The 17,921-nt window shown below is 40.3% G+C and carries 12 protein-coding genes; 2 read left to right on the top strand and 10 right to left on the bottom strand.

The window, feature by feature from the left end; all coding sequences use genetic code 11:
• Positions 1-25 precede the first annotated feature (25 nt).
• The 5 genes from WG989_RS11195 to WG989_RS11175 form a co-directional block, all read right to left on the bottom strand.
• Entirely contained in the window at positions 26-1,579 is a 1,554-nt protein-coding gene (locus WG989_RS11195; RefSeq protein ID WP_340429467.1) for a T9SS type A sorting domain-containing protein, read from the bottom strand.
• Positions 1,580-1,868: 289 nt separating this feature from the next.
• A complete protein-coding gene (locus tag WG989_RS11190) occupies positions 1,869-3,473 on the bottom strand; it encodes a T9SS type A sorting domain-containing protein (RefSeq protein WP_340429466.1) in 1,605 nt (534 codons plus the stop codon).
• A 375-nt stretch (positions 3,474-3,848) separates the two neighbouring features.
• Entirely contained in the window at positions 3,849-4,982 is a 1,134-nt protein-coding gene (locus tag WG989_RS11185; RefSeq protein ID WP_340429465.1) for a T9SS type A sorting domain-containing protein, read from the bottom strand.
• Between the two features lie 300 nt (positions 4,983-5,282).
• On the bottom strand, positions 5,283-5,966 hold the full coding sequence (cmk, locus tag WG989_RS11180) for a (d)CMP kinase (protein ID WP_340429464.1): 684 nt from the start codon (positions 5,964-5,966) through the stop codon (positions 5,283-5,285).
• Between the two features lie 110 nt (positions 5,967-6,076).
• Positions 6,077-8,614 (bottom strand): ATP-dependent Clp protease ATP-binding subunit, encoded by a 2,538-nt coding sequence (locus WG989_RS11175; RefSeq protein ID WP_340429462.1) that lies wholly within the window; start codon positions 8,612-8,614, stop codon positions 6,077-6,079.
• A gap of 84 nt (positions 8,615-8,698) precedes the next feature.
• Between WG989_RS11175 and WG989_RS11170 the strand changes: the two genes are divergently transcribed.
• Together WG989_RS11170 and WG989_RS11165 are read left to right on the top strand one after the other, a co-directional pair.
• A complete protein-coding gene (locus WG989_RS11170; protein ID WP_340429461.1) occupies positions 8,699-9,085 on the top strand; it encodes an STAS domain-containing protein in 387 nt (128 codons plus the stop codon).
• Between the two features lie 43 nt (positions 9,086-9,128).
• On the top strand, positions 9,129-10,031 hold the full coding sequence (locus WG989_RS11165) for a ribonuclease Z (RefSeq protein WP_340429460.1): 903 nt from the start codon (positions 9,129-9,131) through the stop codon (positions 10,029-10,031).
• Here the strand turns inward: WG989_RS11165 and WG989_RS11160 are convergent.
• The 5 genes from WG989_RS11160 to WG989_RS11140 form a co-directional block, all read right to left on the bottom strand.
• On the bottom strand, positions 10,019-11,080 hold the full coding sequence (locus WG989_RS11160; RefSeq protein WP_340429459.1) for an alpha/beta hydrolase: 1,062 nt from the start codon (positions 11,078-11,080) through the stop codon (positions 10,019-10,021). The two genes, WG989_RS11165 and WG989_RS11160, sit on opposite strands and share 13 nt — an antisense overlap.
• A gap of 97 nt (positions 11,081-11,177) precedes the next feature.
• Positions 11,178-12,071, bottom strand: a complete 894-nt coding sequence (gene dapA, locus WG989_RS11155) for a 4-hydroxy-tetrahydrodipicolinate synthase (RefSeq protein WP_340429458.1) — start codon at positions 12,069-12,071, stop codon at positions 11,178-11,180.
• Positions 12,072-12,110: 39 nt separating this feature from the next.
• Entirely contained in the window at positions 12,111-13,085 is a 975-nt protein-coding gene (locus WG989_RS11150; RefSeq protein WP_340429456.1) for an acetyl-CoA carboxylase carboxyltransferase subunit alpha, read from the bottom strand.
• 121 nt (positions 13,086-13,206) lie between these two features.
• The gene (locus WG989_RS11145; RefSeq protein WP_340429455.1) at positions 13,207-14,649 is read right to left on the bottom strand and encodes a SusD/RagB family nutrient-binding outer membrane lipoprotein; all 1,443 of its coding nucleotides are present in this window, start codon (positions 14,647-14,649) and stop codon (positions 13,207-13,209) included.
• Positions 14,650-14,667: 18 nt separating this feature from the next.
• Complete coding sequence (locus WG989_RS11140; protein WP_340429454.1) at positions 14,668-17,889, bottom strand: SusC/RagA family TonB-linked outer membrane protein; 3,222 nt, start codon at positions 17,887-17,889, stop codon at positions 14,668-14,670.
• Positions 17,890-17,921 lie beyond the last annotated feature (32 nt).

Here is a 17,921-nt window from a genome sequence, read left to right as displayed (position 1 = left end):
GCAATCTCAATCAACCTCTCCGTTCTTATTGAACGATTACTCTCTCTGTAACAGTTTCGCCTGTTTCACGGAACCATATCTTCAACATATAAACGCCTGGTAAAAGTTTATTTACTTGGAAGGACTGAATTCTTAAAGAACGTTCTACTCTAATCATTCGTCCACTATAATCTGTAAGAATCATATCATACAAACCGGCATCGGCAGGAACTGCGATTGTGAACATACCTTTTGTTGGATTTGGATAAATGGCTACCAACAGTTTTTTCGCATTGTTGCGAATCGCTTTCACATCACTGTAAGTAAAGCTGCCGTCTTTGTCTAACAAACGTAAACGATACAACAGCACTTCGCCTGAAGGCAGATTGGCATCTGTAAATTGATAAGAAGCTCTTTCACCTTCCATTGCTCTTGCCTGCACAAATCCAATGCTTGTAAAATTTCCGTTACCAGCTTTTCTTTCAACATCATATCCGCTGAAATTAAATTCCTGCGCAGTTTCCCACGTTAGTTTCACTTTACTTGAATGTGCAATTGCAGAAAAGCTTGTGATAGTTACCGGTAATGGGGCACAAGGGTTCACAAGAATACCGGTTGTACCTGCACCGATGTAACCGGGAGTTGTTACGTTCACCAATGCAATCAAATTTTTCGTTTGATTTGTATCTCCAACTGTGTAAACATAATTATTAAATGGTAAGAGAGACGCTACATATGCACTTTGGAAACCCGGACGAACTGTGCCCGGTACCAATGCAGTTGTAAAGTTTGTGCTTGTTTGTACCAGTATGTCGGTCTCTTCATTGAGCAACTCATTACGATCAACGTCAATATACAAACGATAACTACCTGTAATTGTTTGAATACCGGGAATTGTTACATCATCAAACTTACTTTGAATGTTGATGTTGTATGTTCTTGGACTGGTGCAGTTTACTGTACCGGACACATTTGGATCACCTACTACAAATGTTTGACCACAGCCCCAACATTGCGGCCTGTTGTCGCCAACTGTAGACCAGCTGAATGCCCTTACCTGTAGAAAATCAATTACTCCATTACTTACTACAAATGTGAGATTCTCAACATAGATATGGTCTACGTTGGGGTCTGTAGCATGGGCAACTCTGTAAATAGTGGTTCCCTGAGAATTCGGAAAAACCGCAGGGTCATAATGGTAAGCAGTAAAAATGCCGGCTGTTCCGGGAACATCACGATTAATGGCGTTATCATCGAATCCAAATGTAAGAAAGGCTTTGTCCAACACATCCAGATGAGTATTGGCTTGTGTAAAAGTTGAAGGGGTCGGGGCTACACTTTGATTACCGGTACAATTATACCGCTCCATTGGTACTGAAGGATAATCACTCTCCCTCCACATGTGCAGCCATATATCCTTGTTACCATTATTTACAGAGGCATTAAATTGCAAATCGATCGTGTACATCATACTATCAGGACCATAAGGATTGGAACGAACGTTGCTGACAACCACATTTGTTACGTTACATTGTGCAGATATCATGTTATACCAAGGCATTAATACCAACAGCAATAACAGGAGTAAATTCTTTTTCATAAAGAACAGTTTAGAAGTTGAAGAATTCCGGCTTGTTGTAAGATGGTTTGAGCTACTGTTCTTTTTTTTGATTACGCCGGACTATCAGAAACCAGTAGCGTGGAGTAGATGTTGCATGTCACTTATTTTGATAAAGATATGTAGCGTAAGATGGTAAAAACAATGATACGGGTTAGAAGAATCACTTTAAAAGCTGACAGTTATCACTCTGGCAGAAAAACGAAGAAGCCCCCTTTCGGAGGCCTCTTCTTCTTCGGTTTTATCTGGTTTTTCCTGTCCAAAGAACTATTTATTGAACTACGATTCGCTCAGTAATAATTTCGCCGCTTTCACGCAGGTTAATACGCAACATATAAATACCTGGCTTCATGTTATTGATTTGCAGATTACGAACGCTGATACCGTTCCAGCGTTGAATAGATTTACCAGTGTAATCATCTAATGAAACATCCATCTTACCTGAACCTTCAGGAATAGCAACATTCGCTGTACCACGGCTTGGGTTAGGATAAATTGAAATAACCAGATTACTGTTACCGGCTCTTACAGCTTTTATTTCACTGTAAGTAACACGCCCATCCAGATCAACCTGACGTAACCGATAGTATGTTACACCTTTTGATAATGTAAGGTTATCATCAAAACTGTATGAATAAACAGCAGTACCAGTTCCGTTTGGAGCTTTAGAATCAACAAATGCAATTTTTTGGTATTGACTGTTGCCAGCACTTCTTCGCTCAACTTCAAAACCATCATTATTGCTTTCCTGATCAGTTTCCCATGTTAAGAATGCCTTATTATTTCTTTGAGTAGCATTAAAACTTTTTAAAGAAACAGGAAGTGTGGCGCAACTGTTAAACAGACTACCTTCAATATTTCCTGAATACCCAACAGTAGTTACGGTAACTCGGACAATCAGCGGATCAGTTGACTTCTCATCTCCCAATCCCAGCACAACCCCTTCATAAGGCTGGTTAAATGCAGTAAATCTGCTTGTAAAACCAGACGGAGCTCCGGCCAAAGATGTTGTAAAGTTTTTTGGAGTGTTTGTAATTTTTAAATTCGCTTCTTCAGTGGGATCGACTAATCCATTTCTGTTATCGTCAATAAACACGTTGTATGTTCCGCTAATCGTAGCAGCTGTACCAAGTGGGTTTTCAAATTTCGAATCAATAAATACATTATAGGTTCTTGGATTAGTGCAGTTAACTGAACCTGAAATTGCCGGGTCACCATATACCTGACGATTTCCGCAAAAATAGCATTGTGCTTTTGAACTAGCTGCATTGCTGTTACTTGCCCAAACGAACGATTTTACAGCAAGCAAATTACTTCCACATAGATAATTTGGAATTGTAAATTTTAAATTTTGGATCGTAACACGAACATAACCTGACCCAAGTGGTGATGTATTTTTTGAGATCAGAGTAGGGTTATTAGGGTCTCCAGATGTAGCGTTCATTAATACGCTTCCATCAGGCCCATAAGTGGTAAAAATACCTGTAGCAGCCGGAGTACTTGTAACTAGATCAACGTTAAATCCGAAATTTATAAACGAATTGTTCAACATACCTGCTGCATTTCCACCCACCTTAGTTGGTGGATCTTTAGCCGGCGTTTGGTTATTGGTTACTCCACACGTAATTCCATAAACGTTAGAAACAATCGTTTGAGGAAACTGAGATTCCGTCCAAACATGAAAAAAGGTAAACTTGTTTCCAGAATTGGTTTGAAGATCAAAAATTACATCAATCAAAACCTCGCAATTTGCATTTACCTGTGTCAATCGAATGTCAGAAGTTGTTGGGTTCTGAACATCACACTGTGCAATAGTAACGTTCGATAATGTCAAAGCAATAACAAAGAAAGAAATGAATTGTAAAAACTTTTTCATAAAAAGGTTTTTTGAGGTGAAAAAAATCAGAGGTTATTCGAAGGACACCTTTTGAAAAAGTTAATCATTGGGATATAGGTGAATAGCAACTTTATCTAAAAAGATTCAGATAATTCAAAGGAAGCTTGGAATACTTAACAACTAATAGTTCGGCTGAAAATGAGTCTTGTAAAAAATTTCAGGTTAGTCGTAGGATGAAGAAATTAATGGAAAGGTGTTCGTAGGATGGAGAGTAGATTAGGCTGTAAAAATAGCAGTGAATATTTATATAAGCAAGCTATTTCTAAAATAATTTTTTAAATAAAAGCAAAAAGCCTCACTTGCGTGAGGCTTTCCTTTTGTCTTTATCTTATCTGGTTTTTCCTGTCCCGTATTTTATTGCACTGCAATTCTTTCTGTGATCGTTTCACCAGTTGCACGAATGCTTACACGCAACATGTACATACCTGGTTTCAAATTATTCAGCTGCATGTTACGTGAAGTTAATCCACTGAAACGTTGCACTGATTTTCCTGTAAAGTCATCAACTGAAACATCAAACGTACCAATACCATCAGGAATTGCAACATTTACAGTTCCACGACTTGGGTTTGGATATACTGAAAGGATGATTGCACCATTGCCTGTTCTTACAGCTTTAATTTCGCTATATGTAGCACGGCCATCAAAATCAACCTGACGTAAGCGGTAGTAAGAAACTCCTTTTGGCAATACAGTGTTGTCTTCAAAAGAATATGAAAACTCTGCGCCATTTCCGCCCGGAGCTTTTGAATCTACGAATGCAATTTTTTGATAAGCACCAGCACCAATACGACGCTCAATTTCAAAACCATCATTATTCAGCTCAGTTGAAGTTTCCCAAGTAAGGCTTACTTTACTGCTACGTTGAACTGCATTGAAATTTTTCAAAGTTACTGGCAGCGGACCATCAACAGTAGTGATAACTTTGAACTCATCTAAAATATATTTTGTGCCATTCTGATTGCAGTTGTCAGCAACACTGAAATCATACAACACACGATAGCTACCTCCTACCGGGACATTCGTGGAAGGGACTACAAGAATATTTGCAGTATTTGCCTGTACAATCTGCACTTGACTTTCATTGTAAATTTCACTTGCGGGTGGAATTGATGCGCTTGTCCATGTTGGTTTCACCAAATATACTTTTACGAAAGTTACGCATGGAAGATCTTTTTTACTTTCACATTTAAGATTTGAGTCAAAAATGTAAATTGTAAAACCCGCATTTACAAAGGATGAAGCCACAGTATATGCAACCGATGGAGTCAAAACTTTAGCTGGATTATTTCCGCCGACACCAGGAGTTAATAACCCAAAATCACTTGCACAATTATTGTCTGGATTGTTGTAGGAAGTAACTTGCATTCCCTGTGCAACATCCCATCCGGTCGGCAAAACACCGCCATTAAAACTTTCAATAACCTGAGCATTAGACGATAAAATTATCGCCAACATTAAAACCGAAGAGAGTAAAAACTTTTTCATAAAAAAGGTTTAGAGGTAAAAAATAGATTGGCGGTTCAAAGGACACCTTTTGAAAAAGCAATTCAATGGAGGATATAGTGATTACTGTGCCGTAAAACGACATAGCTCATCACAGGAAGATGGACAGTATAACCAGAAATTAAATTAGATTCAGAAAAAATTGGATTGTTCGGATGAACGGATTTAAGGGGAGGTTAGTCGGATATGAGGATCAGATAGAAGACGAAGATAGAGGTTGGTTTTGAATTAGCAAAGCTTTTGTGAAAAATATTTTTCGCAGGAGGATACCAGTCTCTCACTTTACTGCTTCATCCTTACATACTTAAGGGCAACTTGCAATTGCTGCTGAGGGGTGATATCAGTATTATCAATTACAATGGCATCAGTTGCTTTTTGCAAAGGACTCACCTCACGGTGTGAATCGATGTAGTCCCGCATTTCAAGATTCGCCTTTACTTCTTCAATGGTAATATTTGGGTTTTTCTCATACAATTCTTTAAATCGGCGCTCTACCCGCACTGCATTATCGGCCGTCATGAATATTTTCAGCTCTGCTGATGGGAAAACCGTGGTGCCAATATCTCGCCCATCCATTACAATTCCTTTCCCAGCACCCATTTGCTGTTGCCGCTCCACGGCAAATGAGCGAACAGCAGCAATTGCAGCCACATCACTTACCTTCTCAGCAACCACCAGGTCCCGAATTACATATTCAATGTTCTCACCATTGAGGTATATTTCAGATGCACCGGTTTGGCTATTGGGCTTAAACTCTAATTCAATATCGTTCAACGCTTCCTTCACCTCTTCTTCACTGGTCCAGTCAATGTGATTCCTCAGAAAATAAAGTGTAATGGCCCGGTACATGGCTCCGCTATCTATATATATATATCCAAGTTCCTTGGCTAACTGTTTTGCCAGTGTGCTTTTACCACAACTGGACCACCCATCAATGGCAATTGTAATCTTCTTAGTTTGTTCCACCGGGCAAAACTAATTAAAAAACCCCGCTGAATAAGCGGGGTTTGGTTAAGGTTGCCAACCTTTTAAATTAATGTGAATACGTAAATTCTGCGTTCTAAGGTTGGCAACCCTTATGCCTCTGATGACTTCGCTGATTTTTTCGCTTTTTCTTTGAATGTGAATTTAATGATCTGATTTTCTTTATCAAGATCAGCAATCAACACATCTCCATCTTTAATATTCATGTTCAAAATTTCCTCTGCTAACGGATCTTCCAAATACTTCTGGATAGCTCTGTGCAACGGACGGGCACCAAACTGTGCATCATACCCTTTATCAGAAATAAATTCCTTCGCTTCTTCCGTGAGCTCAAGAGCAAAGCCAAGGTTTTTCAACCGTGCACTTACTCCTTTCATCAATATATCAATGATGCGGAAGATATGATCTCTAGTAAGTGAGTTGAAGATCATTACATCATCGATCCTGTTCAGGAATTCAGGTGAGAAGGTTTTCTTCAATGCTTTTTCAATCACCGCTTTGTTATTCTCATCGGCATTCTGCATACGGGTTGCTGTGGCAAAACCTACACCCTCTCCAAAATCTTTCAATTGGCGAACACCAATATTTGATGTCATGATAATGAGTGTATTCTTGAAATCAACTTTACGTCCAAGGCCATCGGTTAATTGTCCATCATCCAGCACCTGTAACAGAATATTGTAAATATCCGGATGTGCTTTTTCAATTTCATCTAACAAAACAACGGAGTAAGGTTTACGACGAACACGTTCTGTCAATTGACCACCTTCTTCATAACCTACATAACCCGGAGGTGCACCAATTAAACGACTTACAGTGAATTTTTCCATGTACTCACTCATATCAATACGAATCAGTGCATCATCACTATCGAACATGTAACGTGCAAGGGCACGTGCCAATTCGGTTTTACCAACACCGGTAGGGCCAAGGAATATAAATGTACCGATCGGCTTCTTTGGATCTTTCAACCCTACTCTGTTACGCTGAATGGCTTTTACTACTTTGCTGATGGCTTCATCCTGACCAATTACTGCACCTTGCAGATCATCAGCCATACGACGAAGCTTATCGGTCTCAGCCTGTACCATTCGCTTCACAGGAATACCTGTCATCATACTTACGACTTCAGCAATTGCTTCTTCATCGATTGGATAACGCTTGTGCTTACTTTCTTCTTCCCACTTTGCTTTTGCTTTTTCCAACTCTTCTCCCAATCGCTTCTCGGTATCACGAAGTGAAGCAGCTTCTTCAAAGCGCTGACTCTTCACCACTTTATTCTTTTCCAGTTTGATGTCTTCGATCTTTTTCTCCAGATCAAGAATTTCCTGCGGCACATTGATATTCTTCAGATGCACTCTTGCACCCACTTCATCCAACACATCAATTGCTTTGTCGGGTAACAGTCTGTCGGTCATATAACGATCGCTCAACTTTACGCAAGCATTGATGGCTTCATCGTTATAAGCAACATTGTGAAACTCTTCGTACTTCGATTTGATGTTATGAAGAATCTGAATGGTTTCATCGATACTTGGTGGGTCAATGATCACTTTTTGAAAACGACGATCTAATGCACCATCTTTCTCAATATACATTCTGTATTCGTCCAAAGTTGATGCACCAATACATTGCAATTCACCTCTTGACAACGCCGGTTTGAAAATATTTGAAGCATCCAAAGAACCACTGGCGCCACCTGCACCAACAATGGTATGGATCTCATCAATGAACAAGATCACATCTCTGTTCTTCTCTAATTCATTCATGATCGCTTTCATCCGCTCTTCGAACTGACCACGGTATTTTGTACCAGCCACCAATGCTGCAAGATCAAGCGATACTACACGCTTATCATATAACACACGTGAAACTTTACGTTGAACAATACGAAGTGCAAGACCTTCCACGATCGCCGTTTTACCAACACCAGGTTCTCCAATCAGAATAGGGTTGTTTTTTTTACGACGGGAGAGAATTTGAGATACACGTTCAATTTCTGCTTCACGACCAACAATGGGATCCAATGAGCCGTTTTCTGCAAGACGTGTTATATCTCTTCCGAAATTATCCAATACAGGTGTTTTGCTTTTTGCACCAGCCTGCTGTTTGGAACGTGATTGTGAATACTTCGACTTTTCGTCGTCAAAGTCTTCTTCGCCGGGATCGTCATACTCGGCACGGGGATCGTTTGATTTTACCATACCTAATTCATTTCTGAAAATATCGTAATCAATTTCAAACTGGTTCAAAATCTGTGTAGCGATATTTTCCTTGTTTTTTAATATTGATAACATCAGGTGTTCTGTTTCCACCTGCGGACTTTTCAATGCTTTTGCTTCGAGTACCGTAACACGAATAACTTTCTCAGCCTGCTTGGTTAATGGCAAGCTATTGATGTTGGCAATGTTCTTTCCTGTTTTATCTTTAACTGCCAGTTCAATTTCCTTTCGCAGTTCATAGAGGTCAACATGAAGGTTTTTTAATACTTTAATTGCAGTGTTTTCTCCTTCCCTGATCATCCCTAAAACGAGATGTTCAGTTCCGATGAAATCATTTCCAAGCCTCAACGCTTCTTCCCTGCTGAACGAAATGATCTCTTTTACTTGTGTTGAAAAATTATGATCCATAGATGGATATTCGGTTTTTACAATTATAACGAATAATTTTGATCGAAGTTTGCTTTAAGTTACACACTATCTGTTAATAAAACTATGACTGTCAAAATTGATACCAAGGAGAAATTCCATGTTTTAACACCCATGGAAACAGCGCTTTCTGAAAATATGACAGAAGAATTCAGACAATTGTTGCTTGACTGCCTGAAAAAGGAAGTAAAAAACGTTGTGTTGAACCTTGGCAACGTAACATTGCTGGATCAACAGATAGCCGAAACCATGCTCAACTGTCAACAGGAGTTTTATGAACAACAATACTCCTTTGTGATCTGTGAGATGAAACCTGAGGTGGAGCAATTCTTTGATGACAAAGAAATGCTTGATCTTATTAATTTCACACCTACCGAAAGTGAAGCCTGGGATATTGTGCAGATGGAAGAGATCGAACGGGAATTATTCGGCGATGAAGAAGAAACAAATTAACATTTGAAAAACATACTTACTAACCACAAAACTATCTCTGTTCATGTTGGCTGTTACAATTCTTGGAAATAATTCTGCCATTCCTGCATTTGGTCGCCACCCTACTTCACAAATCATTACAACAGCTGATGATCTGCTGATGTTTGATTGTGGTGAAGGAACACAAATACAAATCCTGAACTATCGGATCAAACGTAGCCGCATCAACCACATCTTTATATCGCACCTGCATGGTGATCATTATTTTGGTTTAATTGGATTGCTGAACAGTTTTGCTTTGTTGGGTCGTATTCAGCCATTACATGTGTACGGCCCTGCTCCATTAATTGAAATTATTGAACTGCAATTCCGCATCTCCAACACAATGCTTCCGTTTTCATTTACATTTCATGCAATTGAACAACCGGGATTGTTGCTCGATGCAAAAAGTTATACTGTAGAATGTTTTTCTACACAACATCGTATTGAATGCTGGGGGTTTGTTGTAAAAGAAAAAAGACATGCACGTAAAATTGATATTGAAAAAGTAACTGCTTACAATATTCCAACTGCCTCTTACCAAAAACTGCAGGATGGTGAAGACCATATAAATGCCGATGGATCGATCATCAAAAATGAATTGCTTACCATCGAAAATGTAAAACCAAAGAGTTATGCATTTTGTGCCGATACAATTTATGATGAAAGCCTGTGCAGTATCATTGCTGATGCAGACCTGATGTATCATGAAAGCACATACCCCGCAGCACTTGTTGAAAAAGCTGCAGAACGCTTTCACTCCACAACAAAACAAGCTGCAACTATTGCAGTAAAAGCCAATGCAAAAAAATTACTCATTGGTCATTTTTCAGCAAAGTTTGAGAATTTATTACAATTTGAAAGTGAAGCGAGAGAAGTGTTCAGTAATACAGAACTGGCAGCTGAAGGAACTACTTATCTTGTTTGATCAAATAACCATTCGTAAAAGTCATCCATTTCTGTTTGCCAGAAGCGTTCATTATGCTGGCCGTCTTTTACTTGCTTATAGACGGTACGTTTGAGTCCTTTTTGTTGTAACAACAGGTAAAGCTGTCGCATATCTTTTGTCATTTGATCGCCTTCCAATTCACCACAAACAAAATATACCGCTTGCTTGAAGCCTGTCATACTTTCAATTTTTTTTGTCAACTCCGGTGCGATCCAGAAAGCCGGCGAAAACACTCCTGCGTTTCCAAATACAGCTGGATATTTCAATACTGCATACAGCGAAATCAAACCACCCATTGAACTGCCTGCAATAGACGTATTAGCCATATCAGCTTTTGTACGAAACCGTTGATCAATTTGCGGTTTCAGCGTTTGAACAAGAAAATCAACGTATGCATCACCTTCGCCATCACCAAATCTCGACTTGTAAGGATTATACTCTGTCAATCGCTTTGAATCTCCATGATCGATGCCAACAATAATGCATTGCTTTCGCAGCTTTACTGTATCCATCATTTCATCAACTCCCCATTCTCCAAACGATGAGGTAAGTGCATCAAATAGGTTTTGCCCATCGTGCATGTATAATACAGGATATCGTTTATTTGAGAATGCATAATTCTCAGGCAGGTACACCCAGATGCGCCGTTTCCGATTCAATTGCGGCATAAAGAAAGCCGTATCAAGCACAAATACATTTTTTGTTCGGGTTGAAACAGGAGGACGACCGGGAATATCATCGGCCCATGCTTGTACATTAATATAGAGTGTAGTATCGGAACTGATTTGTGCAATGCGATTTTCAATTGAAGTACCATTGGCAGCACATTCAACTTTTGTCCAGGAGCCCCGGGTTATTTTGTATTCGAGCAAACCCTTCGCAACGCCAGTTAATTCAAGTTTGTTTTGATTGGCAAATTGTGAAAAACGATAGTTGCCAAGGCCGGGGTTCCATCCGTTAAAATTTCCGGCAATAAAAAGTGTGTCAGTTTTATGTGTACCAGGTCTGTTTTGTATTTCAATCCTCACATTATACTGAGCAAATAATGCAGTACTCAATAACACAGCAGCAGAAAAGAACAGTATCTTCTTGTTTAGTTTTTGCCAACTATGGTTATTGCAATGCTCAACCATTTGTAAGCTGCCCCATGTATTTTTTTACAGATGTATGTAAACCCTCGCTTAATGGAACTACCGGCAAACGAAGATTATTTTCGATCAATCCTAATTCAGTTAAAAATGCTTTTACACCAGCGGGGTTATTTTCAGCAAATAACAAATCGTACGCCTCGAGCATTTGATCATTCAATTGTTTTGCTCGGGCAAAATCACCTTTCAATGACAAACGAACCATTTCACTGAATTCGTAAGGCAGGCAGTTTGCCGCAACGCTGATCACACCATCCATACCACATGCAATTTGCGGCATTGCCAATCCATCATCGCCACTCACAACTAAAAAATCAGCCGGTTTGTCTTTCAATATCTGCATGCTTTGCAACATATCACCGCTGGCTTCTTTAATACCTGCGATCATTTCAAAATCTTTGGCTAACCGCAAGGTTGTGGCTGCTGACATATTTCGCCCCGTACGTCCGGGCACATTGTATAAAATGATTGGCTTAGGCGTTACCTCAGCCAATGCTTTGTAATGCTGGTAAATACCTTCCTGTGATGGTTTGTTATAATAAGGGCTGGCACTTAATATAGCCGCCGCATTTTCCAATGGAAATGTTTCCAGATCCTTAATGATCGATAATGTGTTGTTACCGCCAATACCCACAACAACCGGCACTCTGTTGGCAACAATTTCATTTGTAAACCTGATCAATTCAAGTTTTTCATCTTTACTCAAGGTTGGTGTTTCGCCAGTTGTTCCTAACGTAACAACATATTCAACACCTTTATCAATAACAAAATTGATAACACGTTCAAGGGCAACAAAATCGATCTCCATATTCTGTTTAAATGGAGTAACCAAAGCAACACCTGTACCTCGTAATTGATCCTGAAGATTCATATAAAAAAAAGGAAATTATAATTGTAAAGTTGATATCATTTAAAGTTCATCCCAGAAACCCATCTTACTATACCGTTCAATGCGTTGATTAATGCGATCTTCCGGTGAAATTGTTTTTAATTGTTGCAACACGGGGATCAATTCTTTTTTTAGCATTTGAGCCGCTTCGTCATAATCCCAATGTGCTCCGCCATCCGGTTCGGGGATGATGCCATCCACAATACCAAATTTGTACATATGGTCGGGCGTAAGCTTCAATTGTTCTGCTGCAATTTCTTTTTTATCCCAGCTTCTCCATAAAATGGAACTGCAACTTTCAGGTGATATTACTGTGTACCATGTATTCTCCATCATCAATACTTTATCGCCTACTCCAATTCCTAATGCACCGCCACTGGCACCTTCGCCAATCACTACGCAAATAACCGGCACCTTCAACCGGATCATTTCATAAATGTTGCGTGCAATAGCCTCACCTTGTCCTCTTTCTTCGGCTTCAAGACCGGGAAAAGCTCCCGGCGTATCGATCAATGTAATAACGGGTTTATTAAATTTTTCAGCCAGCTTCATCAAGCGAAGTGCTTTACGATAACCTTCGGGATTGGCCATTCCAAAATTCCGTTGTTGACGCATTTTGGTATTGATCCCTTTCTGCTGCCCAATGATCATCACTGTTTCGCCGTCCAGCTGTGCAAAACCTCCGACCATTGCCTTGTCGTCTTTCACGCCACGGTCGCCATAGAGTTCAACAAAGTTGTCGCACATTTTTGTGATGTACTTAAGCGTATATGGCCGATCGGGATGCCGGCTCAACTGTACTTTTTGCCAACTGGTGAGATGTTGTGTGATTTCTTTTCGTTTTGCAACAATGCCTTCTTCCAGTTGCTGGATAGTTGCAGAATAATCCACTTTTGCATTCTTCTCTGCCCTGTGACGGATCTCCTTTAATTCATCCACCAATTCCTTAATGGGCTTTTCGATTTCGATGAACTGACGGTTTTCGAGTGATGGCATAATAATATGAGAATATTAGAATGATAAAATTAACTGATTGGGCTGCAATATTAATGAAAAAGGCCGCCTCTTTTGAGAGGCGGCCTTGATATCAATAAAATTCACTAAAAAATCCTTGTAATTATGGTTTATCCCACCAAACTCTTGCATCCTGAGAGTTGTTTGAATATCCTGCAGCTGCTGCAGAATAATTCTCAGGGTTATACAATGGTTCGTTAGGTCCATAAGGGATACGACGTGGCACTTGCTTTCCTGAACCTGGGGCAGGTGCTAATACAGGGAAGCCAGTTCTGCGCCATTCAGCCCAGCCTTGGTTTCCATCAGGGAAGTGTGATACCCAACGTTGCTCAGCAATTTTTTTAGCATCACCAACGCCGGTAAGTGCTACCGAAGGTTGAAGAAGGTAAGCTGCAATTGCAGCACCATCAGTAATACCCCAACGGTTCATTTCCGCTGTAATTCCGCTTGCATACATTGTTGCAGCAACTTCAGCAGTCCAGCCAAGTCTCGCAGCTTCAGCACGTGCCAAAAACATTTGACCTGCTGTTACAAGATATACTGGCATTGTTTGCGGTGTACCGGTGAACCCAAGTAAGAATGCAAAATTTGGGTTTAACGTTTGCCATGCTAATGCATCGTTACGGGTTAAACCGTAAGGGAACCCTTGTGAAGTGTTTCCAAATTTAGAGATCCGGGGATCATTTAAACCACTTAGGTGATTGGTCATTGTTTCACTTACTGCAAAGTCAAAACGCTGTGTGATCACATAATAGTTGTAAATCGGATTTCTGTAGTTACCACCCGGGTAAGGGATACCTGCATTATCTGCATTCGCATCAATTACGCCCGCAGCCACAGCTGCCGCAAATTCAGTTTTACCTAAAGTTGCATTGGCTTTTGACATACGTAAAGCTGCAATTGCACGAATTGAATTTGCAAACTTCTTCCATTTTGTTGTGTTACCACTAAACATTACATCACCTTGTGCTGTTGCACCGGCATCAAACTGAGCCGCAGCTTCCTTCAACTCGTTGATGATTGCAGGATATACATTCTCCTGTTTATCGTAAGGGATCGTACTCTTACCCTGTAATGCTTCTGTAAAAGGAAGATCACCAAAAGCATCAGTCAATATCAAATAATAATACGCCTTCAAAATGCGTGCAATTGCAATTTGATTTGCATTTGATCCAAACTGAGCAGCAATAGGAGCTGTTGCAGGATCTGTATTGGTATTGATGATATTCTGAAGATCATACATATCGCCCGCATAAAAACCATCCCAGTTGAGTGTTGGAGTAGCATAACGGGAAATATCTGTGTACTGCGTTTCAGACATGTACTGTGCGTACAAGCCGGCTGTTGTATTCACACCATCGCCCCATACTGTATTGCCCACATTTGCCAACACGTTTGTTAACAAGGCAGAAGTAATAGGAACTGTAGTTGCGTTAGGGTTTCGATTAAGGTCACCAAAATCATCGATTCCTTTTTTACAACCCGTAAAGGCTAAAGCGGAAACCCCTAACACGATCGCTATTTGTTTTATGTTCATTCGTTTCATATTCTGTATTTAAGGGTATTAGAAAATAAGTTTCAGGTTAAAACCAACCGAACGTGAACCAGTCAACTGGCCATCTTCTCCAAATACACCGCTGATCTCAGATGGATCGAAGTTTTTGGAATCACGATAGAAGAAGAACAGGTTACGTCCTATTACAGAGATATTTGCTCCCTGGAATGCTTTTCCAAATTTGCCCATTTTTTCTACCGGTATTTGATATCCCAAACTCATTTCACGCATTTTGGCAAATGACAAACTGTGTACAAATGGTTCAGCGATCTGCTGGTAGTAGAATTGGTGATAGTAATCGTAAGCAGAAATGTACACATCAACAGGAGTTCTGCCATCAGAAGCCTGTACCCCAGTAACACGTACACCACCACCGCTTGCAGGATCATCACGTTTAGGATTACCCTTATCGTTTAAACCTGCAGTTGCTTCAAACAAACCAGAGAAATGACCCCACTGTTCTGACAATGAGAAGAATTTACCACCAATCTGGTAGTCCATCGTCATACCCAATGAGAAGTTTTTATAAGTAATGAAGTTTTGTAACCCACCAGTTGTTTTTGGAACAACAGGGCCCCATCTTTTTGTAGCATCACGTTGATACCAACCGAGACCACCACTGAAGCCATTTGTAGTAATCAATGGCTGACCTGCATCGTTACGTGCAATTCCACCACCGGTTAACATACCCCATTGCTCACCCACATAATGGAACGCACGGGCAAAACGAGTTCCAAATGAACCACCTGCCAATGTATAACTTGAAAGGCCTGGCGCCAATGCTTTCACTTTGTTATCAATCAGATAAGCAAAGGTTGTGTTTACATTCCAGGTGAAATTCTTTTGCTTAACAATAGCAGCACCAACTTCAACTTCAATACCTGAACGTTGTACCCAAGCTGCGTTGATTGTTTGAGAAGTAAAGCCACTAACACCACTTACAGTTACACCCAAAGGTTCGTCTTTGTTATCTTCTTTATAGTAAGTAAGTGTAACATTGAGTCTGTTCTTTAAGAACCGCAGATCTAATCCTGTTTCCCATGTAGTTGTTAATGCTCCACGAAGATTTGGATCTGGAGAGCCATTTGGTGTACTCATCAGGAAGTTCGTTCCCCATAACAATGGATTTACGCCGTAATTCAGATTCAATGCATATGGATCCAATGTTTTTGGTTTCTTTCCCCATGAAGCAAACACTTTACCAAAGTTTAACCAGGATAATTTATCCTGTGTGAACTCGGTAAATACAAATGATGCTCCGATTGATGGCGACAACAACGAGTTGTTACCCGCTGGAAGTGTAGAGAACCAGTCGTTACGAACAGCCCATGTAACACTTGCAAACTTTCTGTATTCAAAATCACCGAAAGCAAACAATGAATTTGCAGCCTGACCAGAACGGGCGTTACTAATTGTTGGTGTCGTTTTAGAGTTTGAGATCGCATACAATTCCGGAACACTTAATCCATTATTTGTATTTGCAGCTATTTGTCTGTTTCTGATTTGCAAACGGTTTGCACCGGCATTTACAGAAACACCCAGGTCACCAAAAGTTTTGTTGTAGCTGGCAACACCTTCAAAGTTCCATTCTCTGTTAACTGTATTGCTTGTACCATAACCGGCAAGTATACCTGTTTGCACACCAGAATATTCCAGAATATTTGGAATAATGTTTTCTACGTTGCCATTGAACTGATCTGTACGTACCGTACCCTTGATCTTAAAGTTATTGTTTAACTTAAAGAGAAGGTTCACGTCACCATAAATACGATCACGTTTTTGAGCGTAGTTAATATTCTCGTAGTAAGAATTCATATTGTACCAATAGTTTCCACCCCATACACTGTTACGTGGTGCAGCTGCACTCCATGAACCCGGATTACGACGGAAATTCCATGAAGCCAATGTTCCAATTGGTGTTTTTAATCCTGATAACTCTTTCAATTTGTTCATGTCAAGGTCACGATGGAACCATTGGTTGAAGTTACCAGATGAATTGTTAGCGTAGCCATCACCAAATTCACCATTGATCTGTTGGTTGGTGTAAGTTACGTTTGCACCAACGGTAAAGAATTTACCAAGATCCATATTGAACGTGGTAAAGAGGTTATGCCTTACTGATTTTGTATTCGGCAACATCCCTTTGATTGTCTGATTTGTGTATGAAACACGCAGACTTTGGCCAGTGCCACTGCTTTGCGTAAAGCTTACATTGGTATTATTCGTAATACCGGTTTCCCAGAAATCACGTGAGTTATTTGGCTGTGGAGTAAACGCAGCTGTTTTACCAGATGCATCATGACCCGGGATAAATGCATACCAGGGAATATATTCACTGCCATCCATTTTAGGACCCCAGCTTGCATCATCTGTAAAATCATGATATCTTTTACCATTCAAAGCCTGCCATTCTGCGGGCATCGTATTGTTGTAAGTAAACGTTAACCAATCGCCATCACCACCACCATATTCATTCTGGTAACGTGGCAAGAAAGCTGCTTTGTCAAAAGTTACACTTTGGTTTACTTCAATACCAATCCCTTTTTTACCAGTACCTTTTTTAGTTGTGATCACTATGGCACCGGCAGCAGCACGGCTTCCAAATAAGGCAGTTGCATTAGCCCCTTTTAACACAGTAATATCCTGTACATCATCTGGGTTAATATCAAATGAGTTGGTGAGTGTACCATCAACTACATAGATAGGAGCCGCATCAGTAAGTGAACCACCACCTCTGATACGCAGGAAACCCTGATCGTTCAACTTTACAGAAGACTGACCACGAAATTGCACACCAGCAACTTTACCGGCTAATGCATTATTCAGATTTGGCTGACGAATTACAGTCAACTGCTCAGCATTAATAACCTGTGAACTGAATGCAGTTGTACGTTGTGATTTCTTTACGCCGAAGGCGCTTGTAACTAATACTTCCTGCAGTTCGTCGGCTTTGGTTTTAACCGAGATGTTCATGTAAGTTGAGGAAGCATCCACTTCTGTGGTTTCGAAACCAACCGCTGTAATAATGAGCTTAGCGCCCTGCTTTACCCGGATGGTGAATGTTCCGTTCGCTTCTGCGGTAACGGAGTTTTTGGTGCCTTTTTCCTGTACTGTAGCGTTTGGTACCGGGCCGTTTTCGTCGGACACCCGTCCTTGCACTACAACTGTTTGGGCACTTACTGCTATAGCACTAACCAGCAGCAATGCCACCATTGCAAGAATTTTTCTCATGTTGATTTATTTAGTTTAAGAATCAGACCAAA

It is taken from the genome of Lacibacter sp. H407, from assembly GCF_037892605.1.
Taxonomy (GTDB): domain Bacteria; phylum Bacteroidota; class Bacteroidia; order Chitinophagales; family Chitinophagaceae; genus Lacibacter.
Note: the sequence above shows the minus strand (reverse complement) of the source record. Positions and strands in the feature narration are given on the sequence as shown.

Coding starts and splice junctions, on each gene's coding strand:
- WG989_RS11195 (WP_340429467.1), bottom strand. CDS start 1,579: ATGAAAAAGAATTTACTCCTGTTATTGCTGTTGGTATTAATGCCTTGG.
- WG989_RS11190 (WP_340429466.1), bottom strand. CDS start 3,473: ATGAAAAAGTTTTTACAATTCATTTCTTTCTTTGTTATTGCTTTGACA.
- WG989_RS11185 (WP_340429465.1), bottom strand. CDS start 4,982: ATGAAAAAGTTTTTACTCTCTTCGGTTTTAATGTTGGCGATAATTTTA.
- WG989_RS11175 (WP_340429462.1), bottom strand. CDS start 8,614: ATGGATCATAATTTTTCAACACAAGTAAAAGAGATCATTTCGTTCAGC.
- WG989_RS11170 (WP_340429461.1), top strand. CDS start 8,699: ATGACTGTCAAAATTGATACCAAGGAGAAATTCCATGTTTTAACACCC.
- WG989_RS11165 (WP_340429460.1), top strand. CDS start 9,129: ATGTTGGCTGTTACAATTCTTGGAAATAATTCTGCCATTCCTGCATTT.
- dapA (WP_340429458.1), bottom strand. CDS start 12,071: ATGAATCTTCAGGATCAATTACGAGGTACAGGTGTTGCTTTGGTTACT.
- WG989_RS11150 (WP_340429456.1), bottom strand. CDS start 13,085: ATGCCATCACTCGAAAACCGTCAGTTCATCGAAATCGAAAAGCCCATT.
- WG989_RS11145 (WP_340429455.1), bottom strand. CDS start 14,649: ATGAAACGAATGAACATAAAACAAATAGCGATCGTGTTAGGGGTTTCC.
- WG989_RS11140 (WP_340429454.1), bottom strand. CDS start 17,889: ATGAGAAAAATTCTTGCAATGGTGGCATTGCTGCTGGTTAGTGCTATA.